A 25,424-nucleotide genomic window follows, 5' to 3' on the forward strand; every position below is an offset into this window, starting at 1 on the left:
TTCGGGGTTTCGGTGTGCGGGATGGGTGGGTCAGTGGGCGGCCGGGGCCGGGGTGGTGGCCTCGTCGGTCGCGGTGGCGGCGCGCCGCTCAAGGGCGGGGCGGAGCAGGATGTTGACCAGCAGGTGGAGCACCAGCAGCAGGATGACGGCGACCATCATCGGGCTGGTGAGGATGCTGGCGGCCGAGTCGGGCAGCGACTCGGTGATCTCGGGGGGCAGGAACTGCACGCCGAGGGCGATGATGAACGCCGGTGCGGCGACGGCCAGGTTGAGGTCGTCCCAGCGGACGGTGGAGAGCAGCTGGACGCCGCTCATCGCGATGATGCCGAAGAGGACGGTGGAGGCGGCCGAGAGCACCGGTCCCGGCAGACCGGCGATGAACAGCCCGACCGGCGGCACGAAGGCGAGCACGATGGCGAACCCGCCGGCCGTCATCGTGACGAACCGGCTGCCGATTCCGGTGACGCGGACGATGGCCGCGTTCTCCGGGTAGGAGGTGGTGCCGATGCCGCCGAAGGCGGCGCCGACCGTGGAGCCGAGGAACTCGGCGAACAGGCCGCGGTTGGTGCGGTCCAGGGTCATGCGCTGCCCGCCCCAGCCGCCCACCAGGCTGTACATGCCCATGGCCTCGGTGCCGGCCTGGAGGAAGGCCATCACCATCAGCAGCACGACGGGCCAGGAGACGCCGAAGCCGAACGGCAGGTACTCGGGCGCCGCGACGGCCCCGGAGCCCGACAGGTCGGGCACGCTCCACAGGCCGGTGGCGGCGGCGGTGAGGCTGCCGACGACGATGCCCCACACGATCGCGCCGTGCTTGACCAGGCCGCGCCCGCCGAAGACCAGGCAGGCCAGCACGGTGAGGACGGTGACGCAGGCGACGGCGAAGTTGGGGCCGCCGAACCCCTCGGTGCCGGGGGCCCCGAACCAGCCGCTGACGCCGATGCCGGCGAGTTGGGCACCGATGACGACGAAGAGGGTGCCGAAGACCAGCGGGGAGGTGGCGATCCTGGCTATGTGGCCGAACAGGCCGAGCCGCCTGGCGGGGATGGTCAGCGCCATGAAGATCACGCCGGCGACCATCATGGAGCCGAACGCGGTGCCGAGCCCCTCCGAGCCGCCGGCCGCGATGAGCGCGACGAGGAAGGCCGCGGTGGGCCCCTGGACGATGGGCAGCCGCAGCATCCGGCCCGACTGGAGCACGGTGACGATACCGGTGAGCAGGAAGCACGCCTGGACGATCCTGCCCACGTCCCCCTGGGAGAGGGACAGGGCCGAGCCGAGGGCGGCGGGGAAGATCCAGATTCCGGTGAGGGCGAGCAGGTGCTGTATGCCGAAGAGGGTCGTCCTGCCCGGGGGCAGCCGGTCCTCGAACCCGACCCTGAGGACGCCGTGCGTGGGTGCGTTGTCGCTCGCGTTGTCGCTGACCACCGTTGACCGCCGTTCCGTTCACGCGCTGGTGGGACAGGGATGGGCAGCGCCTTCGCAGACCGGGAATTTCACCAGCGGCGATATTTTTACGATGGGGTTGTTGCTCCGATGTTGCGCGGAGGTTGCGCGGGCGTCATCGGAGAACCGCCGGTTCTGGGTGGAAGCCGGGGTGGCGGGCAACGCCCTTACAGGCGGCGGAGATTGACCCAGACGGCGTGCGCGGGCGCGTCGGAGGGATTCCGGATGAGGTGCGGCTGCTGGGCCGCGTACTGGATGGCGTCCCCTTCGGCGAGGTCGTAGACGCCGCCGTTGACCTCGACCTCCAGGCTGCCCGCCACGACCACGCCGAACTCGTGCCCCGGGTGGTGCGAGGGCCGCACCGCGTGGCTGGCGCCCGCCGGGTACTCGTCGACGTAGACCTCGACGTCCTGGTCGCGGCGGAACAGCGCGAGCCGGCGGACGGCCCCGCCCGCGGTCCGGTCGGTCACCTGGTCGGCGCGGCGGGAGACGGGCGAGTCGCCCGAGCCGTCCCGCACGAACAGCGAGGCCATCCGCACCCCGAGGGCCTCCGCGATCCGGTGCAGGGTGCCGAGCGAAGGGCTGGTCCTGCCGCGCTCCACGGTGCTCAGCATGGAGGCGCTCAGGCCGGTCTCGGTGGCCAGCTCCAGGAGGGTCATGCCCTTCTTGATGCGCAGCGAACGGACCCGCTCGCCGATGCCGGTGACCACCTCGTCCAGGGAGTCACCGGGGTCCGAGGCGCCGCCCAATCTCTCCCCCTGGATGCGTCCTGTTGCCGTCCGGATGCCGTCGAGCCGGATGTCGGTCCGAGGCTACACGGCCCCGGCCGCGGCCCGGCCGGCCGAGCGCCCGGAGAAGAGACAGCCGCCGAGGAAGGTGCCCTCCAGCGACCGGTAGCCGTGCACCCCGCCGCCGCCGAAGCCGGCCGCCTCGCCGGCCGCGTAGACGCCGGGCAGCGGCTCGCCGCCGGCCGTCAGCACCCGGGACGACAGGTCGGTCTCCAGACCGCCCAGGGTCTTGCGGGTGAGGACGGAGAGCCGGGCGGCGATCAGCGGCCCCGCCTTCGGGTCGAGCAGCGCGTGCGGCGGCACCACCCGGGCCAGGCGCTCACCGCGGAAGCCGCGCGCGTGGCGGATGGTGAGCGCCTGCGGGTCGCCCCCCGCCGGGTCGGTGATCTCGCGGTCCCTCGCCTCGATGGTCCGGCGCAGCTCGGCCGCGTCGATCGCCTCGTCGCCCGCCACCCGGTTCATGCCGGCGGCCAGTTCCTCGACGTCCCGCGCGACGACGAAGTCGGCGCCCCGGTCGAGGAACGCCCGCACCGGGCCCGGCACGCCGGCGCGTATCCGGCCCAGCACCTCCAGCACGTGCTTGCCGGTGAGGTCGGGGTTCTGCTCGGAGCCCGACAGCGCGAACTCCTTCTCGATCACCCGGCGGTTCAACACGAACCAGGTGTGGGCGTGGCCGGCGCGGGTGATGTGCTTCAGGGCGCCGAGCGTGTCGGCGCCCGGCACGTGGCCGGCCGGCAGCCGGCGTCCCGTGGGGTCGAGCCAGAGCGAGGAGGGCCCCGGCAGGACGCGGATGCCGTGCCCGGGCCAGACCGGGTCCCAGTTGGTGATGCCCTCGGTGTAGTGCCACATCCGGTCCCGGTTGATCAGCCGGGCACCGGCGCGCTCGGCGACGCCCAGCATCAGGCCGTCGACGTGCGCGGGCACGCCGGTGAGCAGCCGCTCGGGCGGGGCGCCGAGCCGTTCCGGCCAGTTGGCACGGACGAGTTCGGCGTTGCCGCCGATGCCGCCCGAGGTGATGATCACGGCCTGGGCGCGCAGCTCGAAGGTGCCGGCGGCCTCCCGCGAACTGGCGGTGCCGCGCGGCGCCGAACTCGGCACCAGCACCTCACCGGTGACGGTGTCCACGACGCCGGCGGTCCTCCCGAGCCCGGTGACGCGGTGCCGGAACCGGGTCTCGACCAGGCCGCGCGCGACGCCTTCCCGCAGGCGGCGGACGAAGGGCGCGAGGACGCCGGGTCCCGTGCCCCAGGTGATGTGGAAGCGGGGCACCGAGTTGCCGGGCCCGGCCCCGTCGGCGGCGCCGCGCTCGGCCCAGCCGACGACGGGGAAGATCCTGATGCCGTGCGCCCGCAGCCAGGACCGCTTCTCGCCGGCGGCGAAGTCCACGTAGGCCTCGGCCCAGCGGCGCGGCCAGCGGTCCTCGTCCCGGTCGAACCCGGCGGTGGCGAGCCAGTCCGCCCACGCGAGCTCATGACTGTCGCGGACGCCCAGCCGACGCTGCTCCGGGCTGTCGACGAGGAAGAGCCCACCGAACGACCAGTGCGCCTGCCCCCCGAGGGACGCCTCGGGCTCCTGGTCGACCAGGACGACCCGCCGCCCCGCCTCCACCAACTCGGCCACGGCCACAAGCCCGGCGAGACCGGCCCCGATCACGATGACATCCGCGTCATAACCCATGCGGCTCAATCTACGGGGTGAGCCTGGCGGCGAAGCCGCCTGGCGGCGGGAGCGCCCCGAAGGGGCACCGGGGCCTGGCGGCCCCGTGCCGCCCACCGGCCATGCCGGCCGCCACACCTCCCGGGGCTCTGCCCCGGACCCCGGCGCCGGGGCGTACCGGCACGCGCCCTTCGGGTCCCGCCCACGGAGCCCGGGGCGAGGGCCGGGCGGACCCGTCCGTGCCGGCAGTCGCATCGCCGGAGGGCCGGCGGAACCCGCCGGCACCACCGGTACCGGCCGGGGGCGCCACGGGTGTCCGGTGCCGGCCCCCGGCCCGCCGGAGCCGCGGCTACGGCGCGGGGCCCGCCAGCCCTCGGGCCTCCCCTTCGGGGCGCTGCCGCCGCCAGGCGGATCCCGTTCGGTGGTCGAAGAGCCGGTTCAGGACCGGGGTGACGGCGCCGCCGAGGTGGGCCAGGGTCCAGGTCGTGGGGTCGGGGCAGATGAGGAAGCGGCGGCGGTGGATGCCGGTGAGGATGGCGCGGGCGACCCGGGCCGGTGGGAGGGGTTTGACCGTGCCGGCGATGGCTCGGGTCTCAGCCGGTTTGTGGCGGTTCTCCTCGGCCAGTTGGGGGGTGTCGACGTCCGGGGGGAGGACGAGCCCGGTGTGGACGCCGTGCCGGGCCAGTTCGGCCCTGGCCGCCTCCATGAGGCCGCGCACCGCGCACTTGGCGGGGCCGTAGGCGGTGTAGCCGAAGACGCCCACCAGCGCGGCGGCCGAGGAGACGGCGACGACGCTGCCGTGGCCGCGTTTCACCATGCCGGGGACCAGCCGCCGCATCGCGTTGAGGGTGCCGAAGTAGTTGACCTCCATCATCGTCCGGAAGGTCGCGTCGTCCAGGTCCAGGAAGTGACCGGGGACGACGGCACCGGCGGAGTGCAGCAGGATGTCGCAGGGGCCCTGGGCGGACTCCAGGTCGTCGAGGGCGGCCGCCAGGCCGTGGGCGTCGGTCACGTCGGCCGGCCGGGCGGCCACGGTCGCGCCGGCGGCGCGCAGCCGGGCGGTGGCGCGGGCCAGCCGGTCGGGGTCCCTGGCGAGCAGGGAGACGCGGGCGCCGTGGGCGGCGAGCAGTTCGGCGGTGGCGAGTCCGATGCCGCTCGACCCGCCGGTGACGATCGCGTGGCGGTGTCGGACGTCCATGTGGCCACGGTAGGCACGGCGGGCTCGGACGGCCCGGGGCCACGACCATGCGGCAGACTTTTCGCATGATCGGGCGAATGGTGCGGGCGGTGCGGTTGTGGTTCGCGCCGTGGCGGGTCAGGGAGGAGGGGACGACGCCGGACTACCGGTTCTCACTTGCCAACGAGCGCACGTTCCTGGCCTGGCTGCGGACCGCGCTCGCGCTGCTCGCGGGCGGCATCGCCGTCGATCAGTTCCTGACGGACATCGGTTGGGGGCCGCGGGTGGCGGTGGCCGTGCTGTTGCTGGCCGGCGGGGCGACGTGCGCGGTGCGGGCGGTGAACCACTGGGTGCGTTCCGAGCGGGCGATGCGGCGTGGTGAGGACCTGCCGATGAGTCGGTTCCCGGCGCTGCTGGCGGTGGGGACCGTGGTCACGGCGGTGGTGGTGATCGTGGCCGTGGCGGTCGGTTGATGGCCGGGGAGCGGGATCCGGGCGCGCAGCCGGAGCGCACCCGACTCGCGTGGCGGCGGACCACCTTGGCTTTCGCGCTGGTGGTGGCGCTCGCCGGCCGGTCGCTCGTGGTCGCGGAGGACGGCCGCCCGGTCGCGGTGGTGGCGGTGGCGGTGGCCGCGCTGCTGTGGGTGGGGTTCCTGGTGCTGGCGCACCGGCGGCTCGGGGAGCTGACCGACCGGCGGCCCGGCGCGGCGGGTGGCGGGACGGTGCTGGCCGCCGCCGGGGCCGTGCTGGCCACGGCGGCGGCGGTGGCGCTGACGCTCAGCGGAGGGTGACGCGGTGGACGGCGTCCCGCCCGGCGGGGGCGCCCGGGCTGTCGGAGTTGCTGGTGGACAGCCACAGCGCGGTGCCGCCCGGTTCGGTGGCGACGGTGCGGAGGCGGCCGAGCTGGTTCTGGTAGTACGCCTGCGGGGTGCCGGCCTCGGTGCCGTTCAGCGGGATGCGCCACAGACGTTGGCCGCGCAGGGCGGCCAGGTAGAGGGCGCCGTCCGCGTAGGTGAGGCCGCTGGGTGACGCCTCGGCGGTGCTCCAGGTGCGCCTGGGGTCGGTCATGCCGGGGCGGCCGCAGGTGCCCTCGCAGGTGGGCCAGCCGTAGTTGGCGCCCTGCTGGATGAGGTTGAGCTCGTCCCAGGTGTTCTGGCCGAGTTCGGCGGCCCAGAGCCGGCCCGCGGCGTCCCAGGCGAGGCCCTGGGGGTTGCGGTGGCCCAGGGAGTAGACGTGGTTGCCGAACGGGTTGCCGGGGGCCGGGGCGCCGGTGGTGGTGATCCTGAGGATCTTGCCGTTGAGCGACTGGGTGTTCTGCGCGAGGGCGGTCTGCTGGGCGTCGCCTGTGGTGGCGTAGAGGTAGCCGTCGGGGCCGAAGGCGAGGCGGCCGCCGTTGTGGTAGGTGGCCCTGGCGATGCCGGTGAGGATCGGCTGGTAGCCGCCGATCGCGGTGCCGTCGAAGGTGAGGCGGGCGACGCGGTTGTCGTTCGCGGCGGTGTGGAAGACGTAGAAGGTCCGGTCGGTGGCGAAGTTCGGCGAGACGGCGAGGCCGAGCAGGCCGCCCTCGCCGCCGCTGACCACGTTGGGGACGGTGCCGACCACGGTGCGGGTGCCGTTCGGAGCGAGGCGGACTACGCGGTGGGTGTCACGCTCGGCGTAGAGCGCGGAGCCGTCGGGCAGCCAGTCCATGCCCCAGGGCACGGACCAGCCGGCGGAGAGCTGGCTGATGCCGGCCGGCGCCGACAGCGGCGCGGGTCCGCCGGGGGCGGCGCCGAGTAACGCGGTGACCAGGCCGGCCGAGGCCAGGGCCCGGACGGCGCGGCGGAGGGTGCGGGCGTGCATGGTACCTCCCGGGTTCGAGGGACGGTGGTGCGGTGCCAGCCCCCACGCGTCGTCGAGTGACGCGCCACCGATCCCACCATTTTGACGATGGACCGTCAACAAGGCGGCGGGGCGGCTCGGTATCCTGCCGGCATGGTGGAGGAGCCGCGGATCTTTGCCTCGCCCGATGCCCTACTGGCCGCCGTCGGCGAGGAGTTGGGGCCTGGCCGCTGGTTGGCCGTCGAGCAGCGGGCGATCGACCTGTTCGCCGAGGCGACCGGCGACCACCAGTGGATCCACACCGACCGGGAGCGGGCGGCCGCCGGGCCCTTCGGGTCGACCATCGCGCACGGCTATCTGACTCTGGCCCTGCTGCCGGTGCTGGTGCCTGGCCTGTTGCGGGTCGAGGGGGTGCGGTTGGCCCTCAACTACGGCGTGAACCGGGTGCGTTTCCCGGCGCCGCTGCCCGCCGGCTCCCGGGTGCGGGCCACCGCCAGGATCGCCGCGGTCGAGCGGGTGCCGGGCGGCGTGCAGTCGACGCTGGCCGCCACGATCAGGCGGGAGGGCGGCGAGAAGCCGGTCTGCGTCGCGGAGACCGTGACCCGCTATCTCGGCTGAGCGCCGCCGCCGGCCGGCGGCGGCGCGGCGGGGGGCGTGCGGGGTGGCCGTTGGGGCGGGCGGGAGTGCGCCGAGGCGCCCGGGGCGAGGACGGCGGCGTACAGGCTGGGGTCGTTCATGACACCAACGTCAACGCGCGCCACACGGCTTTCGCGCACGGCCGACCAAACGCCCCCCAAAGCAACCCGATCGGGCGATCGTGGGTCAGTTCGGTCGACGCGGATGCCCCCGTGCGCCCTGTCGGGCCGCCGCGCGACGTGAGACCACAGGACCATGACGAACCGGCGCGGCCCCAACCACCGGCTGCGGGCCATGCTCACCGAGGCCGGCTGGACCCAGGAGGCCCTGGCCAGGGCCGTGAACACGCTGGGCGGCGAGATCGGCACCGTGCTCCGCTACGACCGCACCTCCGTCGCGCACTGGCTCGCCGGCACCCAGCCCCGGCATCCCGCCCCGCACCTGGCCGCCGAGGCGCTGTCCCGCCGTCTTGGCCGGGCGGTCACCCCCGAGGCCGCCGGGTTCTCGGCCGGCGTCCGCGAGGCGCCGTCCCTCGACCCGGTCACCGGCTTCACCACCCTGTGCCGCGCGGACAGCGACGCGGGCCGGCGCCGGCCGCTGCACCAGCGGCCCTACCGGGTGGCCGAGGCGGTGGTGCCGGGGCCGCCGCCGGCCGAGCGGCCGGCGGCGCCCGCGCCCCGCGGCGAGGGCACCGCCGCGCTGCACGACGCGGTGAGCTTCTTCGCCGCCTCCATCGACACCCACGGCGGCCGGCACGCCCGCAGCGCACTCGCCGCCTACCTCGCCGACGACGTGACGCCGCTGCTGGCCGAGCGACGCTCGGGCCGGGCCCGCCGCGAGCTGTTCGTGCTGGCCTCCCGGCTGGCTTTCCTGATGGCCCGGATGTACGAGGACGGGCTGCTGCACGGCGCGGCGCAGCGGTACTACGCCTTCGCCCACCAGTTGGCCGGCGAGGTGGGTGACCGCACCGCGTGGAGCGTGGTGCTCAGGGCGATGAGCGGGCAGGCCCAGCGGCTCGGCCACCTGGCGCCCGCGATCCAGCTCGCGGAGGCCGCCAGGGAGGGGGTCAGGGACGCGCCGCCCGCCCAGCAGGCGTACGTGCAGGCACAGTTGGCTGTGGTGCTGGGGCTCGGCGGGGACCGCAGGGGCGCGCTCGCCGCGCTGCGCCTGGCCGAGCGGGCCGCCGACCGGGCCACCGCCGCGGCGGCGCCGTTCGACGCCTATCCGGTGGCCGCGCTGCACTTCCAGACCTCGGCGGTGCTCGAGGCCCTCGGCGACCTGCCGGGCGCGCTGGCCGCGCTGCGCCGGGCGGCGGGCGAGCGGTCGGCGAGCGACGTCAGGGGCCGGGCGCTCACCCAGGCCAGGTTCGGCCAACTGCTGCTGCGCACCGGCCACCTGGACGAGGCGTGCGCGGCCTGGGAGTCCTTCGTCCACGCACAGGAACGATTGCGCTCGGCGGACGCGGAGCGCGCCCTGCGGCAGATGCGGCAGGCCCTGCGCCCGTACCGTAACCGCGGCCGAGCGGCGGAACTGCTGGCCAGGACCGTGCAGGCCCGTTGACTTCGCGGCGCCCCCATTCCTACGGTCGGACACAGGAATGGTGGGTTCGCTCGGCGGCGGGAGTGCGGGATGAGCACGGTCGGCAACGTGGCAGGCGGCAGCGGAGAGCGGTATCTCACGGGCTTCGGCAACCAGCATCGGAGCGAGGCCGTGCCCGGCGCGCTCCCCGAGGGGCGCAACTCGCCGCAGCGCGCGCCGCTCGGGCTCTATGCCGAGCAGCTGAGCGGCAGCGCGTTCACCGAGCCGCGCGCCGACAACCGGCGCTCCTGGCTCTACCGGATCCGGCCCTCGGCGGCCCACCCGCCGTTCCGCAGGACGGCGAACGGCGGGCTGCGCGCGGCGCCGTTCGAGGAGACCGCGCCCGACCCCAACCGGCTGCGCTGGGACCCGCTGCCGGGCCCGCCGGCCGGCACCGACTTCGTCGCCGGCCTGTGGACGCTCGGCGGCAACGGCGACGCGCGCCGCCGCGAGGGCATGGCGATCCACCTCTACGCCGCCGACACCCCCATGGTCGACCGGGTGTTCGGGAACGCGGACGGCGAGCTGCTGATCGTGCCGCAGCGCGGGGCCCTGCTGCTGGTCACCGAGTTCGGTCCGCTGCGGGTCGGCCCCGGGCAGGTGGCGCTGATCCCGCGCGGGGTGCGGTTCCGGGTCGAGCTGCCGGACGGCTCGGCGGCCGGCTACGTGTGCGAGAACTACGGCCGGCCGTTCGTGCTGCCCGAGTTGGGCCCGATCGGCGCCAACGGCCTTGCGGCGGCACGGGACTTCGAGGCCCCCACCGCCGCCTTCGACGACGGCGACCGGCCGGTCGAGGTGGTCGTCAAGTTCTGCGGCAACCTGTGGGCGGCCCGCTATGACCACTCACCGCTCGACGTGGTGGCCTGGCACGGCAACCACCTGCCCTACCGCTACGACCTGCGGCGGTTCAACGTGCTGGGCTCCATCAGCTACGACCACCCGGACCCGTCGATCTTCACCGTGCTGACCTCGCCCTCGACCCAACCGGGCCTGGCCAACGTTGACTTCGTGGTCTTCGCGCCGCGCTGGCTGGTCGGCGAGGACACCTTCAGGCCGCCGTACTTCCACCGCAACGTGATGAGCGAGTACATGGGCCTGATCGAGGGCGCCTACGACGCCAAGGCGCGCGGCTTCGTGCCCGGCGGCGGCTCGCTGCACAACATGCTCTCCGCCCACGGACCCGACCGGGAGACCTTCGAGCGGGCCAGCGGAGCCGAGTTGGTGCCGCAGAAGGTCGACGACGGTCTTGCCTTCATGTTCGAGACCCGCTGGCCGGTGACCCTCACCGGCCAGGCGGCCGACTGTGAGCATCTCCAGCGCGACTACGACGACGTGTGGCAGGGTCTTGAACGGCACTTCCCCCACTAGGCCCTGTCCTGCCGATCTTGCCGGGCCCGCGACGCCAGCTACGGCACCTCGCTGCGTTACCGAATCGCGCGAATACGGCCAAGTATGAGCTGCGATCCGGCGCCTTGCGATGCACCGCATCTGACGCCGCGGGCTGATCCGACAAGATCGACAGGACAGGACCTAGCCGCCGTCAAGCCCTTCCCGTGGACCGGATGCCCGGAGCGACCGCCGTGACCGTCTTCGCCCCCGACCCGCTCGAGCTCAACCGCAAGCTCCCGCTGTGGTACCAGGTGACGCAGTCGCTCCGCGCCTCGATACTCGGCCGGGCCCCGGAGGCACCGCTGCGGCTGCCCACCGAGGAGCAGCTGGCCGGGCACTACGGGGTGAGCGTGCTGACGATGCGCCAGGCGCTCAAGGAGCTGGAGCGGGAGGGGCTGATCAGCCGGCACCGGCGGCGCGGCACCTTCATCGAGCCGGCGGCCGGGCCTGCCGCGCCGGTGCGGCTGCTGGGCACGCTCGACGCGATCGTGGCGCAGCAGTCGGGCGAGACGACGACGCTGCTCGACCACGGCCCGGTGCCGGTGCCCGCGGAGCTGGTCGGGCACTTCCCCGACCTCGCCGAGGTGGTGCGGTTCCGCCGGCTGCGCCGGGAGCGGGCGAGCGGCGAGCCGGTGAACTGGGTGGAGAACCTGCTGCGGCCCGAGGTGGCGGCCCGCGTCGCCCCGGCCGCGCTGGCGCGGTGGCCGATGACGCGGGTGCTGCGGGACGTGGCCGGGGTGGCGGTCGGCCGGATCACCAACACCGTGCAGGCGAGGCTCGCCGATCCGGAGACCGCCCGACTGCTCGCGGTGCCGCTGCTGAGCCCGATCCTGCACATCACGGGGGTGGTGTTCGACGAGTGCGGGCGCGTCGTCGACGTGGCGCGGATCCACTACCGGGGGGACCGGTTCTCGTTCGCCGTGACGGTGGACGCCGTGCCGAAGGACGCCGTGACCGTGGACTCCGGGACGCTGGACTCCGGGACGTTGGACGCGGTACCGGGCGACGCGCCCCCCGAACTCCCCCCGGCCGACGGCTGAAGGCCCCCGGCCGGGTGGTCGGGGGCTTCAGGGGATCAGCCGCGGCCGCCGAAGAGCGTGCGCCGCAGCCGCCGCAGTGGGGCGAACAGCGAGACGCGCGCCCCCTTGCTGGTGTGCGCGGCGCGCTCGTCGCGCTTGGTCAACTCCCGCATCAGCGTGGTGGCTTCCTCGGCCTCCCGCGAGGACACGGCAGGGCCGGAGAGCACGCTCAAGTGGCGATCGAGGCGGGCGCTGCTGGCGCCGCTCCCGCAGTTGATGGCAGGCACTCGAGGCGGCCTGCTCCGCACTGTTATCCGCTCCATGACTCTCCCACCCGTACAACGGCACCCGGTCCGGGCAGGGTAACCCTAACGCCCCACAAGTGCGCATGGGTATCCCGGTCCCTCGTTTCACCTTTCCCCGCAACGGGGTTGACGAACACGACAAGACATCCGTTCCCTCGGAAACCCGTGCGCGTCACGCCGGCCGCGCGATCGTGACGATCTCGTGGCTCGCCGGGGTGAGCGGCGAACCGTCGAAGTCGCCGTACCGCTCGGCCACTTCCAGGCCCGCCTCGGCCAGCGCGGCGTCGAGCCCGTCGGCGTCCAGGAAGCGCAGCGTGCCCCGGGTGACCAGGCCGTCGGGCCAGGCGGGGCCGGTCATGCGGGTGGTGGTGTGGACGACGTCCCCGCGGGCCTCGGGGCGGCCCTCGATGGTCATCCGCACCACGCCGCCCGAGCCGGCCGGGTCCTGGATCGCCAGGCCGTACTCCAGGCCCCAGTTCTCCCAGCCGCGCACCGCCGGGTTGCGGGTCTCGAAACCGAACGCGCCGTCCTCGGCGAGGACGGCGCGCACCGCGGCCAGGGTGTCCCGCAGCTCCTCGTCGGTCACCAGCTCCTGGAAGGCGTGGCCGGCCATCACCACGAGGTCGAAGCGGCCGTCGAGGGAGACGGAGCGCAGGTCGCCCCTGATCCACTCCACGTCGGCGCGCCGCCTGGCGCGCGCCAACATGCCCTCGGCCGGGTCGAGGCCCACCAGTCGGCCGGTGTGGCCGGCCTCGCGGGCGTGGTGCAGCAGCATCCCGGTGCCGCAGCCGAGGTCGAGCACGGAGCCGGCCGCCATGACGCGCGGCAGGTAGAAGTGGAAGTCCTCCCGCTCCTTCCAGGGGAAGAAGGCGTCGTAGCAGGCGGCGTAGTGCGGGTCGGCGAACGGGGCGTGCGAGTCGTTGGTCACCGGTCAAGACTGGTGAGCGAACGGCGGGCACGCCACCACTTTTAACCCGATCGACGCAGCTAACCCGATCGGCGCAGCTAACCCGATCGGCGCAGTCACTCAGTCGGCGCAGTCATCCGACCGGTGGAGCCGGAGCACGGTGCCCTCGCCGTTGGCCGACAGCAGCAGCGAGCCGTCGGGCGCGAGCGCGAGCCCGGCGAAGAGGGGCGGCGGCGCCACCACGCCCGGCGGGCCCGCCGGCTCGGCGCGGCGGGCGCCGGGCGGCTCGCCGACCGGCAGCCGCTCGGCGACGACCCGCCGCTCCCCCGTGGTCAGCGAGATCGCCGTCAGCCTGCGGTGCGCGGTCTCCACGGTGTACAGCGCGTCGCCGTCGACGACCAGGCCCTGCGGGGCGCCGAGGCCGTCCGCCACGGTGGTGGCCGCGCCGTCCCCGTCGAGCCGCAGCACGGCGCCGGTCCTGTCGTCGCTGACCAGGCAGCGCCCGGCCGCGTCCAGGGCCACGTCCACGGGGTGTTCGAGCCCTTCGGCGAGCACGGTGACCCCGCCGCCCTCGTGGATCCTGACCACCCGGCCGGCGCCCGCCTCGGCGACCAGCAGCGTGCCGTCGGGCGCGGCGACGATGCCGACCGGCTCCCGCAGTCCGGTGGCCCGCACCCGGGTGGTGTCGGCGGCCGGGTCGTGGGTGTGCACCTCGCCGAGCCTGGTGGTGACGTGCAGCAGGCCGCCTTCGGCGGTCACGCCGTGTGCGAAGATGATCAGGCGACGGGTCAACGCCTCGTCCGACCAGACGGGTTGGGGTTCGGCCGGCGCTCCCGGGTCGGGCAGCGGAGCGCTGGTGAGGCTGAAGTGGTCGGCGGCGTGCACCCGGCCGCCGAGGTCCACGGTGATCCCGAACGGGCCGTTGAGGCCGCGTGGCACGACCTCCCTGATGCGGCCGTCGGGGCGCACCTCGGTGAGGCCGCCGCTGGCGTAGCTGGAGACGAACATCCGGTTCTCGGCGTCGAAGGCGGCGTTGTCGAGCCCGGTGACGCCGGTGGCCAGCGTGGTGCGCCGCCCGCCGTCGGGGTCGATCCTGGTGAGCACGCCGGCCGGACCGCGCGAGAGGACCACCAGCGTGCCTCCCCGGTCGAACCGGACCGCGACCGGTTCGTCCACCCGGTCGGCGAACAGTTCGGGCGGGCCGCCGTCGGGATGCACCCGCCACACCTGGCCGGTGAGCATGTGCGGGTAGTAGAGCCGGCCGTCGGGGCCGCGCTGCATGGCGTTGCCGAAGGCGAGGTCGTCGGCGAGCACCACCGGGTCGCGGCCGTCGGGGAGGAGTTCGACCAGACGGCCCTGGACGCGCATCTCGTTGACGAAGAGCCGGTCGCCGACGCAGGTGATGCCGTTGGGCTGGGCGACGGTGTCGGTGACCAGCGTGTAGGTGCCGGCCGGGTCGCGCCGCCAGACGCGGCCCGGGGTGAGGTCGGCGATGTACATGGCGCCGTCCGCGCCGAACGCCAGGTCGTCGGGGGCCTGGACGGGGCTGCCCGGGCCGACGACGCTCTCCACGTCGCCGGTGGCGGGGTCGAGGGCGCTGATCCGGCCCGCGAGGAACTGGGCGACGTACAGGCGGCCGTCGGGGCCGAACGCGACGCCGTTGGAACCCCACAGCGGGTTGGGGTGGTTGAGGCGCGCGGCCTGCCAACCCCCGCCGGTGCGCGGGCGCCAGGCGCCGGTGGGGTCGAAGCGGCTGCTCCTGGTGTCAGTCGACGAGGACACCGTCGATGCCTCCCTCCGCGCGCCAGCGCCTGATCAACCGGTGGAAGGCGGCGGGTCCCGCGCCGTAGCCGTGCACGCTCGGGCCGCGCCTGACCCGGCCCTCGTTGTTGTAGTAGCCGGGGGTGCACTGCTCGTGGAACGCCGAGTTGTCGCGGGCGTGTTGGCGGAGCGTGGCGGCCCATTCCTCCTCCGCCTCGGCGGTGGGCTCCACGACGGCGCCCGGGCGCTTGGCGGCCGCGGCGACGACCTCGGCGATGTGGACGGCCTGTTCGTCGAGGAGGTGGGTGAAGTTCACCGAGGTGGCGTTCTGCAGCGCGCCGAGGTGGAACAGGTTGGGGAAGCCGTGGCTGTAGAAGCCGTGCAGGGTGCGCGGCCCTCGGCCCCAGTGCTCGGCGAGGGTGCGGCCGTCCCGTCCCCGCACGGGGAAGCCGGTGCGGGCGCCGGTGGGCAGCGTGAGGTCGAAGCCGGTGGCGAAGATCACGCAGTCGACCTCGTAGGGGACGCCGTCGACGACCGCGGCGGTCTCGGTGAGGCGCTCGACGCCGTGGTTCCCGGCGTCGACGAGCGTGGTGCCCGGCCGGTTGAAGGCCTCCAGGTAGCTGTCGCTGAAGGTCGGGCGCTTGCAGGCGTACCGGTACCAGGGCTTGAGCGCCTCGGCCGTCGCCGGGTCGCGCACGAGCCGGTCGACCCGGGCGCGGATCTCGTTCATCTTGCGGAAGTCGGCGAGTTCGGCGGCGAGTTCGCGTTCCTCCGCGGACAGTTGCCCCTGTTCGGGCACGGGGTCGACGCCGCCCATCAGGGTGCCGAGCAGCCGGGCGCTCGCGGTCCAGCCGTCGCCGACGAGGTCCTCCTCGGCGGCGCCGCCGAGCACGGCGAGGAAGTTCTCGCGGCGGCGGTGGTGCCAGCCCGGGGTGAGGGCGGCCGCCCAGTCGGGGTCGGTGGGGCGGTTGTCGCGGACGTCGACGGAGGACGGGGTGCGCTGGAAGACGTAGAGCCGGTGGGCGGCCTCGGCCAGGTGCGGCACGCACTGGACGGCGGTGGCGCCGGTGCCGATGACGCCGACCCGCTTGTCGGCCAGCCGGTGCAGGCCGCCGTCCGGGCCGCCCCCGGTGTAGGCGTAGTCCCAGCGACTGGTGTGGAAGGTGTGGCCGGTGAACGTCTCGATGCCGGGGATGCCGGGGAGCTTGGGGCGACCGAACGGGCCGCCGGAGAGCACCACGTGGCGGGCCCTGACCCGGTCGCCGCGGTCGGTCTCCACGGTCCACTCGCGCTCCGTGTCGTCCCAGCGGAGGCCGGTGACCTCGGTCTGGAAGCAGGCTTCCGCGTAGAGGTCGTAGTGGCGGCCGATGGCGCGCGCGTGCTGCCTGATCTCCTCCCCCGGCGCGTACCGCCACTTCGGGATGTGGCCGACCTCCTCCAGGAGCGGCATGTACACATAGGACTCGATGTCGCAGTGGACGCCCGGGTAGCGGTTCCAGTACCAGGTGCCGCCGAAGTCGCCGCCCCTCTCGACCACCCGGACGCGGACGAGTCCGGCCTCGCGCAGTCGGGCGGCGGCGAGCAGCCCGCCGAAGCCGCCGCCGACGACCACGGCGTCCACCCGGTCGAGCAGCGGCTCCCTGGGGGCGGCGGGGGCGGTGTAGGGGTCGTCGACGTAGTAGCCGAAGTCGCCGGCGGCGGGCCGGTACCGGCGGCCGCTGTCGGGTCCCGTGCGGCGCTCGCGCTCGGCGCGGTAGCGGGCGCGCAGGGCCTCGGGGTCGAAGCCGAGCGCGTCGGGGTCGGGAAGGCGGGTGTCGGATACCGGCATTCCGGTCCTCTCCGTGGGGGTCGGTGAGTGTGGTGCGGGGGCGCGGGTCAGACCGCGGACCAGCCGTTGTCGACCGGCAGCACGACGCCGTTGACGTTGCTGGCCGCGTCGGAGGCGAGGAAGACGATGGCGGCGGCCACCTCCTCGGGCTCGGCGACCCGGCCGACGGCGGCGGCGTGCGCGGCGAACACCTCGGGGCCGCGTCCGGGGCCCGGGGTCACGCTGATGTTGGTGCGGGTGCCGCCGGGGGCCACGCCGTTGACCCGGATCCCGGTGCCGCGGTACATGACGGCCGTGGACAGGGTCAGCCCGGCGATGCCCCACTTGGAGACGGTGTAGGCGGTGCCGGCCGCGCTGCCGCGCAGCGCGGCCTCGGAGGCGGTGTTCACGATCGCGCCGCGCCCCTGGGCGAGCATGACGGGCAGGGCGGCGCGGGTGAGGCGGAACGGCGCGGTGAGGTTGACGGCGAGCAGCCGCTCCCATGCCTCGTCGGTGACGTCGGCGGTCGCGGCGAGGTCGTCCATCACGCCGGCGTTGTTGACCAGCACGTCCAGCGTGCCGAACTCCGCGACGGCGGTGGCGATCACCGCGTCGACGACGGCCTGGTCGCCGAGGTCGCCGACGACCGTGACGGCGGTGCCGCCGGCGGACTCGATCGCCGCGCGGACCCGCTCGGCCGCCGGTCCTTCGAGGTCGGCGACGACGACGTGGGCGCCGGACGCGGCCAGCAGCAGGGCGGTGGCCCGGCCGATGCCGGAGCCGCCGCCGGTGACGACGGCGGCGGCGTTCCTCAGTCCCGGGTACTCGCTCACGGTGGTGCCTCCCGCTCGTCGTCGGCGCCGGCCGGCTGGTGGCGCCTCGTCCTGTGGTCCGGGTGCCCAGGTAAGCGGTCGGTGCTGACGGCTTCCGGCCGACTGCCTGACGGCGAGCTGACGTGACGGGGATCACGCCCTGCCGAGCCAGTAGCCGAAGCCGCGACGGGTGTGGATGAGGGCGGGTTCGTGCTGGTTGACCTTGCGGCGGAGGCGGGAGACCAGCTTCTCGATGGCGTTGTCGCCGCGGAACTCGCCCCAGACGTGGTAGCGGATCTGTTCCTTGGTGATCACCTGTTCGGCGTTGGCCAACAGGTAGCGCAGCAACCGGTACTCGGCGGGGGTGAGGTCGAGGGCCCGGCCGCCGCGGCGGGCCCGGCAGGTGACGTCGTCGAGCGTCAGGTCGGCGTAGCCGGGTGGCGGTTCGGCCCGCGTCGGGCCGCCCCGCCGCAGTAACACGTGGGCCCTGGCCAGCACTTCGGCCACCCGGAACGGCTTGGTGACGTAGTCGTCCACGCCGTCGCCGAGCCGGGGGACGACGCTGGAGAGCGACTCGTGGGCGGTCAGCAGCAGCACCCGGGGACGGCCCTGGGCGCGGTGGCGGAAGGCGGCGAAGTCCGTGCCGTCCGGCAGGACGACGTCGACGACCACCAGGTCGAAGCGGTGCTCGGCGACCCGGGCCAGGGCCTCGGCGCGGGTGCCGGCGGTTCCGACGCGGTAGCCGGCGAGTTCCATGGTGGTCGCGAGGAGGTCGTGGGTGCCGGGGTCGGGGGCGACGACCAGCACGTGCTGGCCGGCTCCGCGGGTCGGCGGCGGCGTGCCGCCGACCCGCGTGAGGGCGCCCGTCCGGCGTTGCTCATGCGTCATGTCCGGCAGCGGCTCGTGAGGGCTCCTGGGGCTCGTTGGCGGCGGCGTAGTCGAGAAAGTCGTCGACCATGCGCTGGAAGAGGTCGGCGAGCCGTCGCAGGTCCTCCGTGTCCCAGTGGGACAGGGCGGCCCACATGCCACGCCGGGAGGTCTCGCGGATCCGGTCGACGGCGTCCCGGCCGGCGGGGGTGAGGCGGATCAACTGGGCGCGGCCGTCGTCCGGATCGGGTACCCGCTCCACGTGGCCGGCCCGCTCCAGGCGCTGGGCCTGACGGGTCACGTGCGGCGCCTCCACGTTGAGCCGGGAGGCCAACTCCCCCACCCGCAGCTGCTCGACGTCGGCGAGGGCGCGCAGCAGCGACACGGCGGCCCGGTCGAGCGGCACGCCGGCCAGGGCCATCATCCGATCGTGCTGTCTGGCTCGGCTGCTCAGATAGGCGATGCGATGCAACTCGCGCTCGATCTCGATCACTTCGGCCGGGACGGGGGCGTCCGGCTGCTGCGGTGTGGCCATGGGCTCATTTTACCAGCTCATTGCCTAAGTCAAGTAAGCTACTATTTTCCTGAGTTAAGTAAAGCGTGGAAGAACAGGAAACAGGAGCTCCCCTGTGACAGACACCACCATCACGGCGGCCTCGCCGGATCGCGTCGACCGCGCGACGACGACCCGACCCGGCCTGACGATGCTGGCGCTCGCCGTCTGCGGCCTCGTCGTCTCACTGCAGCAGACCCTGGTGCTGCCGCTGCTGCCCCGGCTGGCGCAGACCTTCGACGCCACCGTGACGTCGGTGGCCTGGGTCTTCACCGCCACGCTGCTGGCGGGCGCGGTCGCCACCCCGCTCCTCTCCCGCTTCGGCGACATGTACGGCAAGAAGCGGATGATCACGCTGACCATGGCGCTGCTGGTGGCCGGCTCGGTGGTCTGCGCGCTCTCCGACTCGCTCGCCGTGATGATCGCGGGACGCGCGCTCCAGGGCGCGGCCGCCGCCGTGATCCCGCTGGCCATCGGCATGATCAGGGACACCTTCCCGCGCGAGCGGGTCACCACCGCCATCGGCGTGGTCAGCGCCACGATGGGCGTGGGCGGCGCCGCCGGCATGCTGGTCACCGGCGTGATCGCCGACAACACCGACACCCACCACCCGGTGTTCTGGATCTCGGCCGCGATGGGCGCCGTCGGCCTCGGCTTCGTTGTGGTCTGCACCGCCGAGTCCGCCTCGCGCACCGGCGGCCGCCCCGACCTCCCCGGCGCGCTGCTGCTCGCCGGCTTCCTGGTGAGCCTGCTGCTGGGCATCAGCCAGGGCAACGCCTGGGGTTGGACCGACGGCCGCATCCTCGGCCTGTTCGCGGCGGCGGTCGTGCTGTGCGTGGTCTGGGTCCTGACGCAGCTACGGGTCGCCGAACCGCTGGTGCGGCTGCGGTTGCTGGTCGGCCCGAAGTCGCTGTCGGCCAACCTGGCCTCGCTGCTGCTCGGCTTCGCGATGTTCGCGGCCTTCCAGCTGGTGTCCAACTTCATCCAGACGCCCGAGGAGGCCGTCGGCTACGGCCTGTCAGGATCGGTGCTCGACGTCGGCCTCTACATGCTGCCGTCCACCTTCACCATGCTGTTCTTCTCCGCCCTCGCCGGCCGCTTCGAGGCCAAGCTCGGCGCCGCCAGGACGCTGGCGATCGGCTCGGCCTTCGCCGCCCTCGCCTACCTGTGGCTCGCGCTCCGGCACGGCTCGGTCGGCGACTTCCTCGTCTTCAGCGGGATCCAGGGCGTCGGCTTCGGCATCGCCTACGCGGCGCTCGGCACCCTCGCCGTGCAGCACGTGCCGATGGAGTCGAGCGGCATCGCCAGCGGCGTCAACTCGCTGGTGCGGACCGCCGGCGGCAGCCTGGCCAGCGCGGCGACCGCGGCCATCCTGGTCGGCGACGTGATCCCGGGCACCGAGGTGCCGAGCGTCGACGCCTACGTGACCTGCTTCGTGATCGCCTCCATAGCGGCGGCGACGACCGCGGTCATCGCCGCCGTGCACGGCGTCCGGCACCGCGCCACGGCCTGAGGTCACCCGCCGTAGCCGCGCTCCCAGCGGCTCGCGGTGTACTCGTAGCCGTAGACGTCCCCGGGGGCGCCGGTCACCCCGCTGGTGCGGAACGGGCGACCGGCGTCGTCGATCCGCGCCATGCCGCTGTCGGCGCCACTGGCCCAGTCCACCTCGACATACCAGTCGCAGTCGCAGTCGACGGCGGTCGCCTCCACCCGCAGCACCAGCGGCTCGTCCTCGGTGACCAGGAACGGCGGCTCCGGGGCCGGCAGTTCGGCCTCCGCCTCGCCGTCGTAGCCGTCCCGCGGCCGGACCACAGGGCGGTCGGCGTCCAGGTCGACGGTGAACGCGGCCGGGGTGAGGGCGCCGCCGCAGCCGAGCGACATGTCGAACGCCGGCCACGCGAGCGGCGCGCGCCGCTCGACGACGCGGATGTGCACGGCCTCGACGACGACGGCCTCCCGGCCGCCGGTTCGAAGGGTGGTCTCCACGATGGTGGATCCGCCGTGCACGGCGTCGAGTTCGCCGGCCCACCGGTCCGCGTCCTGCGCGACCGGCGGGGCCGGTACCTCGGCCGGGTCACGGTCGACCAGGTAGCGGTGCCCGCAGCCGCCGGCCCACACGTGGGAGCGGGTAGCCCACGTCAACGGCGCGAGTTCGGCGACGACCTCCGGCGGCGCGTCGTCCGCCGCGGGCGGCTCGCCGCCGTCGCGCAGCGCGCTGAGCGTGAGCGCGGCGAGCGCGAGCGCCGCGAGAGCGGCGACCGCACCGAGCGCCAGCGCGGCGCCACGCACGCCTGGCCGGCGCGGGCCACGCCGGCCGGCGGGCCACGGGCCCGTGGCCACGCCGTCGCCTCCGGCGGCTGCCGCACCGGCTGCCCGGCCAGGGCCAACTCCCTCCCCGGCCCCGGCCGTCTCGGGACGACCGAGGCCAGACGGCCCACGGGAACTGACCCGCCGCCGGCCCCCGGCCGCACCGCCGCCGCCGGCGGCCGGCGAACCGGCTGGGCCGACTCCCCCGGCACCGGCGGCCCGACGAGAACCGGCTGGTTCGGGTTGACCGGGGCCGAGGCCCCTCGCGTCCGCCCCTCGACCGGACGGCCCGTCAGAGCCGGCCGGCCCCGGGCCTCCGGCCGAACCGTCGTCGCCGGCAGCTGGCGCACCGGCTGACCCGCCAGGGCCAACTCCCCGCGGGCTCCCGGCCCGACGAAAACCGACCGCCTCGGGCCCACCGGAACGATCGGTCGCTCCGGGGCCGCCCGGGCCGGACCGCCCCACTTCCGTCGACCGGCCGGCCGGCCGCGGGGGCGTGGTCCGGCCACGAGCGGCCGTCGAGGAACCGTCTGACTCGGCCGGCGAGGGCCCAGGCCCGCCGGGGCCGACTCGCCCCGAGCCTCCGGCTCGGTCGACCCGGCCGGCGCCCGCCTGCCGAGGCGGCCCCGGCAGGCGGGGCGTGGCCGGCCGCGCCGGCAGGCGCATCGCGTCGGCGCGCAGCCACAGGCGGTGCAGTTCCAGCAGTTCGTCCTTCGTCGCCCCGCAGGCGCGCGCGAGGCGTTCCACCGGGGCGTACTCGGTCGGCACCACGGTGCCCGCGCAGTAGCGGTGCAGCGTGGAGGTGCTGGTGTGGAGCCGTTTGGCCAGGACCGCGAAGCTGTGTCCCGAGCGCTCCTTCAACTCGCTCAGCCGCTCCGCGAACCGCGCCGCGGCCGGGTTCTCCCCCGGTGTCCGCCCCATGCCCCGTATCCCCCCCGGCCTCGGAAGACTCTCCCCGTCGTGCCCCGTCAGGATAGGTGTGGCCGGCGCCGTGTTACGCGCGGGTTTCGGCGTTCCGGGCGACTGTCGGCGCCCGACTTGCCAAGCTGGTGGTCGGCGCCTTGCCGAAGGCGCCAAACGGGAGGCCGTTGTCTTGTTGCATGCACACGTTTACATCAGCCCCTTCATGGCTTTCACCTGCGACTCTTCTGTCAACTTGACTGCCAGCGGCCCCAATTCGGCGAAAACCCAAGATCCTTTCATGTAAACGATTGCACTACCCCTTCCATCGGCAGTACGTTCGGCTCACTGCCGTGATCGGAGGGTTATGGCCGCCAGCATCATCGACGTCGCGCGGCGCGCGGAGGTGTCCACCGCCACCGTGTCCCGTGCCCTGCGTGGGTTGCCGAACGTCTCGGAGGCGACCCGTGAGCGAGTGCTGCGCGCCGCGGAGGAGTTGTCCTACGCGGTCTCCCCCCACGCCTCCTCCCTCGCCTCCGGGCGGACCGGCACGGTGGGCGTGATCCTGCCGTTCGTCAACCGCTGGTTCTACGGTCAGGTGGTGGCCGGCATCGACTCGGTGCTGCGGGCCAACGACCTGGACATCCTGCTGTACAACCTCGGTGACGAGCGCGTGCATGAACGGTTCTTCGCCCACATGCCGCTGCGCCGCCGCGTCGACGCGGTGATCGTGCTCAACCTGCCGCTGTCGGCGGCCGAGCGCGAGTCGCTGGTCTCGATGGAAGTGCCCATAGCCGTGCTCGGCACCCGCATCCCCGGCTGTTGGCACGTCTCCATCGACAACGCCGAGGGCGCGAGCACGGCGGTCAGGCATCTGATCAACCTGGGCCACCGGCGGATCGGCATGATCTCCGGTGCCCTCGGCGACTCGCGGGGGTTCACCACCCCGATCGTGCGCCAGCACGCCTACCGCACGGTGCTGGCGCAGGCGGGCATCCCCTACGACCCGGAGCTCGAGGCGCCGGGCAACCTCACGATCGACGAAGGCGCCTCGGCCATGGCGCAGTTGCTGAGCCTGCCTGATCCGCCCACCGCCGTCTTCGCGGAGTCGGACCAGATGGCGTTCGGCGCGCTGCGCACGCTGGGCCGGATGGGGCTGCGCGCCCCGGAAGACGTCTCGGTCATCGGGTTCGACAACCATGAGACGGCCGAGCTGCTCAACCTCACCACCATTGCTCAACCCGTTGCCCACCAGGGCGAGTTGCTCGCTCAGCAGATCCTCGACGCGTTGTCGGGGGAGAGCGAGGAACCGACTCAGGTCGTGGTGCCGACCCGGCTCGTCGTCCGGGGCACCACCGGCGCGGCTCGTGTCGCGCGTCCTCGAAATCCCCTCTCACCCCGGCCGGGACCCGAACCGGACCAGCACAGCCGCACCAGTGCGCGGTGAGCCGCTCCAACCGCGCATTTTCCAGGGTCAACTCGCAAGAGGAATGGAAGATTCGTGCCCCGCACCCGCATTCATGAGAACTCGGCCGTGCCCTGGTGGCGCACCGCCGTGATCTATCAGGTCTACATCCGCAGCTTCGCGGACGGCAACGGGGACGGCGTCGGCGACATCGCCGGTCTGCGCGCCCGTCTGCCGTACCTCAAGGAGTTGGGCGTCGACGCCGTGTGGATCACTCCCTGGTATCCGTCACCGATGGCCGACGGCGGCTATGACGTGACCGACTTCCGGGCGATCGATCCGGTGTTCGGCACCCTCGCCGAGGGTGAGGAGATGATCGCCGAGGCCCATGCGCTCGGCGTCCGCGTCGTCCTCGACCTCGTGCCCAATCACACCTCCGACCAACACCCCTGGTTCGTCGAGGCGTTAGGCGCCGCACCGGGTTCGCCCGAGCGCGAGCGCTACCACTTCCGCGACGGCCGGGGCCCGGACGGCGCGCAGCCGCCCAACGACTGGCGCAGCCGGTTCGGCGGTTCGGCCTGGACCAGGGTCACCGAGCCGGACGGCACGCCGGGACAGTGGTACCTGCACCTGTTCTCGCCGGAGCAGCCCGATCTCAACTGGGCCCACCGGGACGTCCGTTCCGAGTTCGAGTCGATCCTGCGCTTCTGGTTCGACCGGGGCGTGGACGGCTTCCGGATCGACGTCGCCTCCGGCCTCGTCAAGGATCCGGCGCTGCCCGACATCGGCATCCCCGAGGACGCCGTCTTCGAGGAGGGTCCCTGGAAGGACGGACACCCGCACTGGAACCAGGAGGGGCTGCACGAGATCTACCAGTCCTGGCGGAAGATCGCCGAGTCCTACGCCGGTGACCGGGTGTTCTGCGCCGAGGCCAACTCGCGGGACGACCAGGCGGCCCGCTACCTGGGCTCCGACGAGCTGCACACGGCCTTCAACTTCGCGTTCCTGAAGTCGCCGTGGGAGTTCAAGTCGATCCGCGAGGTCATCGACCGCAGCGTCAGCTCGCTGGCCGAGGTCGGGGCCCCGGCCACCTGGGTGTTGTCCAACCATGACGTGACGCGCCATGTCACACGGTACGGGCGGCGCGACACCACCCAGGACCTCTACCGCACCGACCACGGCCACTCGGACCGTGACCTGGGCACCAGGCGGGCGCGGGCGGCGGCGCTGCTGATGCTGGCGCTGCCGGGTAGTTCCTACCTCTACCAGGGCGAGGAGCTCGGCCTGTGGGAGGTCGAGGACCTGCCGGACGAGGCGCTCAGGGACCCGCTGTGGGGTCGCTCGGGGCACACGGTCCGGGGGCGGGACGGGTCCCGGGTGCCGCTGCCGTGGTCCGGCTCGGAGAGCCCGTTCGGCTTCGCGCGGCGCGGCAGCGAGCCGCCGTGGCTTCCGCAGCCGGCGGAGTGGGAGAAGTTCAGCGCGCAGTTCCAGTCGGGCACGCCGGGCTCGATGCTGGAGCTGTACCGGGCGGCGCTGCGGCTGCGGAGTGAGCAGCCCGGCTTCGACAGCGGGACGCTGCGCTGGCTCGACGCGCCGGAGGGGGTCCTGTCGTTCGAGCGCTCCCCGGTGCTGCGGTGCGCGGTGAACTTCTCGGAGGAGCCGTTCCCGCTGCCCCGCACCTGGGGCGTGCTGCTGTCGAGCGACCGGATCACCGGCGGGCTGCTGCCCACCGACACCACGGTCTGGCTCTGGGGCGGCGGCGCGTCCCGCGTATGACGGATCCGGGCCGCCCTCCCGGGTACACGGGGGCCCAGGGCTGGCGGCCCGGATCACCAGCGGTCCGGCTCAGCGGTGCCGGCTCCGCCGGGTACACCGCGGATCAGCCGTAGACCGCCCGGACCGCCTCGGCCACCTGGCCGAGCGCCGCGTCGCGGTCAAGGCCCAACCGGCTGACCCGCTCCGCATAGGCCCGGGCCGCCGCCGCTGCCTCCCGCGTGGCGGCGTCCCGGGCCGCGGCCACGAACGTGCCGTGCCGGCCCCTGGTCTCGATCACCCCGTCGGCCTCCAGGGTCCGGTAGGCCTTGGCCACGGTGTTGGCGGCGAGTCCGAGCTCGCCGGCCAGCGCCCGCACGGTGGGCAGCCGGTACCCGACGGGCAGCTCCCCGCTCCTGGCCCGCTCGGCGATCTGTGCGCGCAGCTGCTCGTACGGCGCGGCGGACGCGCCCGGGTCGATGGTGAGGTTCACGCCGCCGATTCTGCCGCAGCGCCGGCCCAGGTCCTGTCCGGGCGCG

Annotated in this window: 23 protein-coding genes and 1 pseudogene; 9 read left to right on the forward strand and 15 right to left on the reverse strand. The window is 74.0% G+C overall.

Annotated elements, in window-relative coordinates:
* Positions 1 to 30: 30 nt before the first annotated feature.
* The 4 genes from ACFWI8_RS10180 to ACFWI8_RS10195 all read right to left on the reverse strand — a co-directional run bounded on the left by ACFWI8_RS10180 (position 31) and on the right by ACFWI8_RS10195 (position 5,088).
* Complete coding sequence (locus tag ACFWI8_RS10180; RefSeq protein ID WP_387088072.1) at positions 31 to 1,428, reverse strand: uracil-xanthine permease family protein; 1,398 nt, start codon at positions 1,426 to 1,428, stop codon at positions 31 to 33.
* 185 nt (positions 1,429 to 1,613) lie between these two features.
* Positions 1,614 to 2,195, reverse strand: a complete 582-nt coding sequence (locus ACFWI8_RS10185) for an XRE family transcriptional regulator (protein WP_311597919.1) — start codon at positions 2,193 to 2,195, stop codon at positions 1,614 to 1,616.
* A 63-nt stretch (positions 2,196 to 2,258) separates the two neighbouring features.
* Entirely contained in the window at positions 2,259 to 3,911 is a 1,653-nt protein-coding gene (locus tag ACFWI8_RS10190) for an FAD-binding dehydrogenase (RefSeq protein WP_387088076.1), read from the reverse strand.
* Between the two features lie 328 nt (positions 3,912 to 4,239).
* On the reverse strand, positions 4,240 to 5,088 hold the full coding sequence (locus ACFWI8_RS10195; RefSeq protein WP_387088078.1) for an SDR family NAD(P)-dependent oxidoreductase: 849 nt from the start codon (positions 5,086 to 5,088) through the stop codon (positions 4,240 to 4,242).
* Positions 5,089 to 5,153: 65 nt separating this feature from the next.
* Between ACFWI8_RS10195 and ACFWI8_RS10200 the strand changes: the two genes are divergently transcribed.
* Both ACFWI8_RS10200 and ACFWI8_RS10205 read left to right on the forward strand, forming a co-directional pair.
* Complete coding sequence (locus ACFWI8_RS10200) at positions 5,154 to 5,540, forward strand: YidH family protein (RefSeq protein ID WP_387088081.1); 387 nt, start codon at positions 5,154 to 5,156, stop codon at positions 5,538 to 5,540.
* Positions 5,540 to 5,857 carry a DUF202 domain-containing protein gene (locus ACFWI8_RS10205; protein WP_387088084.1) on the forward strand — a complete coding sequence of 106 codons (318 nt, stop codon included), beginning with the start codon at positions 5,540 to 5,542 and terminating at the stop codon, positions 5,855 to 5,857. The genes ACFWI8_RS10200 and ACFWI8_RS10205 overlap by 1 nt, the downstream gene beginning before the upstream one ends.
* Here ACFWI8_RS10205 and ACFWI8_RS10210 read toward each other — a convergent pair.
* Complete coding sequence (locus ACFWI8_RS10210; protein WP_387088086.1) at positions 5,844 to 6,908, reverse strand: PQQ-dependent sugar dehydrogenase; 1,065 nt, start codon at positions 6,906 to 6,908, stop codon at positions 5,844 to 5,846. The two genes, ACFWI8_RS10205 and ACFWI8_RS10210, sit on opposite strands and share 14 nt — an antisense overlap.
* 135 nt (positions 6,909 to 7,043) lie before the next feature.
* Between ACFWI8_RS10210 and ACFWI8_RS10215 the strand changes: the two genes are divergently transcribed.
* The 4 genes from ACFWI8_RS10215 (at position 7,044) to ACFWI8_RS10230 (ending at position 11,530) form a co-directional block, all read left to right on the forward strand.
* Positions 7,044 to 7,505: a MaoC family dehydratase gene (locus tag ACFWI8_RS10215; RefSeq protein ID WP_387088186.1), complete on the forward strand. Its 462-nt coding sequence runs from the start codon at positions 7,044 to 7,046 to the stop codon at positions 7,503 to 7,505.
* 273 nt (positions 7,506 to 7,778) lie between these two features.
* Entirely contained in the window at positions 7,779 to 9,083 is a 1,305-nt protein-coding gene (locus ACFWI8_RS10220) for a hypothetical protein (protein ID WP_387088089.1), read from the forward strand.
* Between the two features lie 69 nt (positions 9,084 to 9,152).
* Positions 9,153 to 10,469: a homogentisate 1,2-dioxygenase gene (hmgA, locus tag ACFWI8_RS10225; protein ID WP_387088092.1), complete on the forward strand. Its 1,317-nt coding sequence runs from the start codon at positions 9,153 to 9,155 to the stop codon at positions 10,467 to 10,469.
* 194 nt (positions 10,470 to 10,663) lie between these two features.
* Entirely contained in the window at positions 10,664 to 11,530 is an 867-nt protein-coding gene (locus ACFWI8_RS10230) for a GntR family transcriptional regulator (RefSeq protein ID WP_387088094.1), read from the forward strand.
* Between the two features lie 35 nt (positions 11,531 to 11,565).
* On the opposite strand, the gene ACFWI8_RS10235 is transcribed toward ACFWI8_RS10230, so the two are convergent.
* From ACFWI8_RS10235 to ACFWI8_RS10265, 7 genes are all read right to left on the reverse strand, one after another.
* Positions 11,566 to 11,832, reverse strand: coding sequence for a hypothetical protein (locus ACFWI8_RS10235; RefSeq protein ID WP_311597934.1), 267 nt, complete (start codon positions 11,830 to 11,832; stop codon positions 11,566 to 11,568).
* A 154-nt stretch (positions 11,833 to 11,986) separates the two neighbouring features.
* On the reverse strand, positions 11,987 to 12,742 hold the full coding sequence (locus ACFWI8_RS10240; protein WP_387088097.1) for a class I SAM-dependent methyltransferase: 756 nt from the start codon (positions 12,740 to 12,742) through the stop codon (positions 11,987 to 11,989).
* A 99-nt stretch (positions 12,743 to 12,841) separates the two neighbouring features.
* Positions 12,842 to 14,503, reverse strand: a complete 1,662-nt coding sequence (locus tag ACFWI8_RS10245) for an SMP-30/gluconolactonase/LRE family protein (protein ID WP_387088100.1) — start codon at positions 14,501 to 14,503, stop codon at positions 12,842 to 12,844.
* Positions 14,487 to 16,310 (reverse strand): flavin-containing monooxygenase, encoded by a 1,824-nt coding sequence (locus ACFWI8_RS10250; protein WP_387088103.1) that lies wholly within the window; start codon positions 16,308 to 16,310, stop codon positions 14,487 to 14,489. Before ACFWI8_RS10250 ends, ACFWI8_RS10245 begins: the two co-directional genes overlap by 17 nt.
* Positions 16,311 to 16,357: 47 nt before the next feature.
* Positions 16,358 to 17,122: an SDR family NAD(P)-dependent oxidoreductase gene (locus tag ACFWI8_RS10255; RefSeq protein WP_387088106.1), complete on the reverse strand. Its 765-nt coding sequence runs from the start codon at positions 17,120 to 17,122 to the stop codon at positions 16,358 to 16,360.
* Positions 17,123 to 17,254: 132 nt separating this feature from the next.
* Positions 17,255 to 17,989 carry a response regulator transcription factor gene (locus tag ACFWI8_RS10260; protein WP_387088109.1) on the reverse strand — a complete coding sequence of 245 codons (735 nt, stop codon included), beginning with the start codon at positions 17,987 to 17,989 and terminating at the stop codon, positions 17,255 to 17,257.
* Entirely contained in the window at positions 17,979 to 18,503 is a 525-nt protein-coding gene (locus tag ACFWI8_RS10265) for a MarR family winged helix-turn-helix transcriptional regulator (protein ID WP_387088112.1), read from the reverse strand. The genes ACFWI8_RS10260 and ACFWI8_RS10265 overlap by 11 nt, the downstream gene beginning before the upstream one ends.
* A gap of 94 nt (positions 18,504 to 18,597) precedes the next feature.
* On the opposite strand from ACFWI8_RS10265, the gene ACFWI8_RS10270 reads away from it, so the two are divergent.
* Positions 18,598 to 20,034, forward strand: coding sequence for an MFS transporter (locus ACFWI8_RS10270; protein WP_387088115.1), 1,437 nt, complete (start codon positions 18,598 to 18,600; stop codon positions 20,032 to 20,034).
* A 2-nt stretch (positions 20,035 to 20,036) separates the two neighbouring features.
* On the opposite strand, the gene ACFWI8_RS10275 is transcribed toward ACFWI8_RS10270, so the two are convergent.
* Both ACFWI8_RS10275 and ACFWI8_RS10280 read right to left on the reverse strand, forming a co-directional pair.
* The gene (locus ACFWI8_RS10275) at positions 20,037 to 20,861 is read right to left on the reverse strand and encodes a hypothetical protein (RefSeq protein ID WP_387088189.1); all 825 of its coding nucleotides are present in this window, start codon (positions 20,859 to 20,861) and stop codon (positions 20,037 to 20,039) included.
* Between the two features lie 672 nt (positions 20,862 to 21,533).
* Positions 21,534 to 21,749, reverse strand: a pseudogene (locus tag ACFWI8_RS10280) (helix-turn-helix domain-containing protein); the annotation flags it as partial.
* Between the two features lie 346 nt (positions 21,750 to 22,095).
* Here ACFWI8_RS10280 and ACFWI8_RS10285 point away from each other — a divergent pair.
* Positions 22,096 to 23,175 carry a LacI family DNA-binding transcriptional regulator gene (locus ACFWI8_RS10285; RefSeq protein ID WP_387088117.1) on the forward strand — a complete coding sequence of 360 codons (1,080 nt, stop codon included), beginning with the start codon at positions 22,096 to 22,098 and terminating at the stop codon, positions 23,173 to 23,175.
* A 54-nt stretch (positions 23,176 to 23,229) separates the two neighbouring features.
* Positions 23,230 to 24,909: a glycoside hydrolase family 13 protein gene (locus tag ACFWI8_RS10290; RefSeq protein WP_387088120.1), complete on the forward strand. Its 1,680-nt coding sequence runs from the start codon at positions 23,230 to 23,232 to the stop codon at positions 24,907 to 24,909.
* Between the two features lie 103 nt (positions 24,910 to 25,012).
* Here ACFWI8_RS10290 and ACFWI8_RS10295 read toward each other — a convergent pair whose 3' ends face one another.
* Positions 25,013 to 25,378: a GntR family transcriptional regulator gene (locus ACFWI8_RS10295; RefSeq protein ID WP_387088123.1), complete on the reverse strand. Its 366-nt coding sequence runs from the start codon at positions 25,376 to 25,378 to the stop codon at positions 25,013 to 25,015.
* Positions 25,379 to 25,424: the final 46 nt, after the last annotated feature.

The organism is Streptomyces sp. NPDC127098 (assembly GCF_042722465.1).
In the GTDB taxonomy this organism is placed as follows: Bacteria; Actinomycetota; Actinomycetes; order Streptomycetales; family Streptomycetaceae; genus Streptomyces; species Streptomyces millisiae.

What these genes read in the sequence shown, in the direction of transcription:
- ACFWI8_RS10190 (WP_387088076.1), bottom strand. Translation starts at nt 3,911, where the DNA reads ATGGGTTATGACGCGGATGTCATCGTGATCGGGGCCGGTCTCGCCGGG.
- ACFWI8_RS10195 (WP_387088078.1), bottom strand. Translation starts at nt 5,088, where the DNA reads ATGGACGTCCGACACCGCCACGCGATCGTCACCGGCGGGTCGAGCGGC.
- ACFWI8_RS10200 (WP_387088081.1), top strand. Translation starts at nt 5,154, where the DNA reads ATGATCGGGCGAATGGTGCGGGCGGTGCGGTTGTGGTTCGCGCCGTGG.
- ACFWI8_RS10205 (WP_387088084.1), top strand. Translation starts at nt 5,540, where the DNA reads ATGGCCGGGGAGCGGGATCCGGGCGCGCAGCCGGAGCGCACCCGACTC.
- ACFWI8_RS10210 (WP_387088086.1), bottom strand. Translation starts at nt 6,908, where the DNA reads ATGCACGCCCGCACCCTCCGCCGCGCCGTCCGGGCCCTGGCCTCGGCC.
- ACFWI8_RS10220 (WP_387088089.1), top strand. Translation starts at nt 7,779, where the DNA reads ATGACGAACCGGCGCGGCCCCAACCACCGGCTGCGGGCCATGCTCACC.
- hmgA (WP_387088092.1), top strand. Translation starts at nt 9,153, where the DNA reads ATGAGCACGGTCGGCAACGTGGCAGGCGGCAGCGGAGAGCGGTATCTC.
- ACFWI8_RS10230 (WP_387088094.1), top strand. Translation starts at nt 10,664, where the DNA reads ATGCCCGGAGCGACCGCCGTGACCGTCTTCGCCCCCGACCCGCTCGAG.
- ACFWI8_RS10235 (WP_311597934.1), bottom strand. Translation starts at nt 11,832, where the DNA reads ATGGAGCGGATAACAGTGCGGAGCAGGCCGCCTCGAGTGCCTGCCATC.
- ACFWI8_RS10250 (WP_387088103.1), bottom strand. Translation starts at nt 16,310, where the DNA reads ATGCCGGTATCCGACACCCGCCTTCCCGACCCCGACGCGCTCGGCTTC.
- ACFWI8_RS10260 (WP_387088109.1), bottom strand. Translation starts at nt 17,989, where the DNA reads ATGACGCATGAGCAACGCCGGACGGGCGCCCTCACGCGGGTCGGCGGC.
- ACFWI8_RS10265 (WP_387088112.1), bottom strand. Translation starts at nt 18,503, where the DNA reads ATGGCCACACCGCAGCAGCCGGACGCCCCCGTCCCGGCCGAAGTGATC.
- ACFWI8_RS10285 (WP_387088117.1), top strand. Translation starts at nt 22,096, where the DNA reads ATGGCCGCCAGCATCATCGACGTCGCGCGGCGCGCGGAGGTGTCCACC.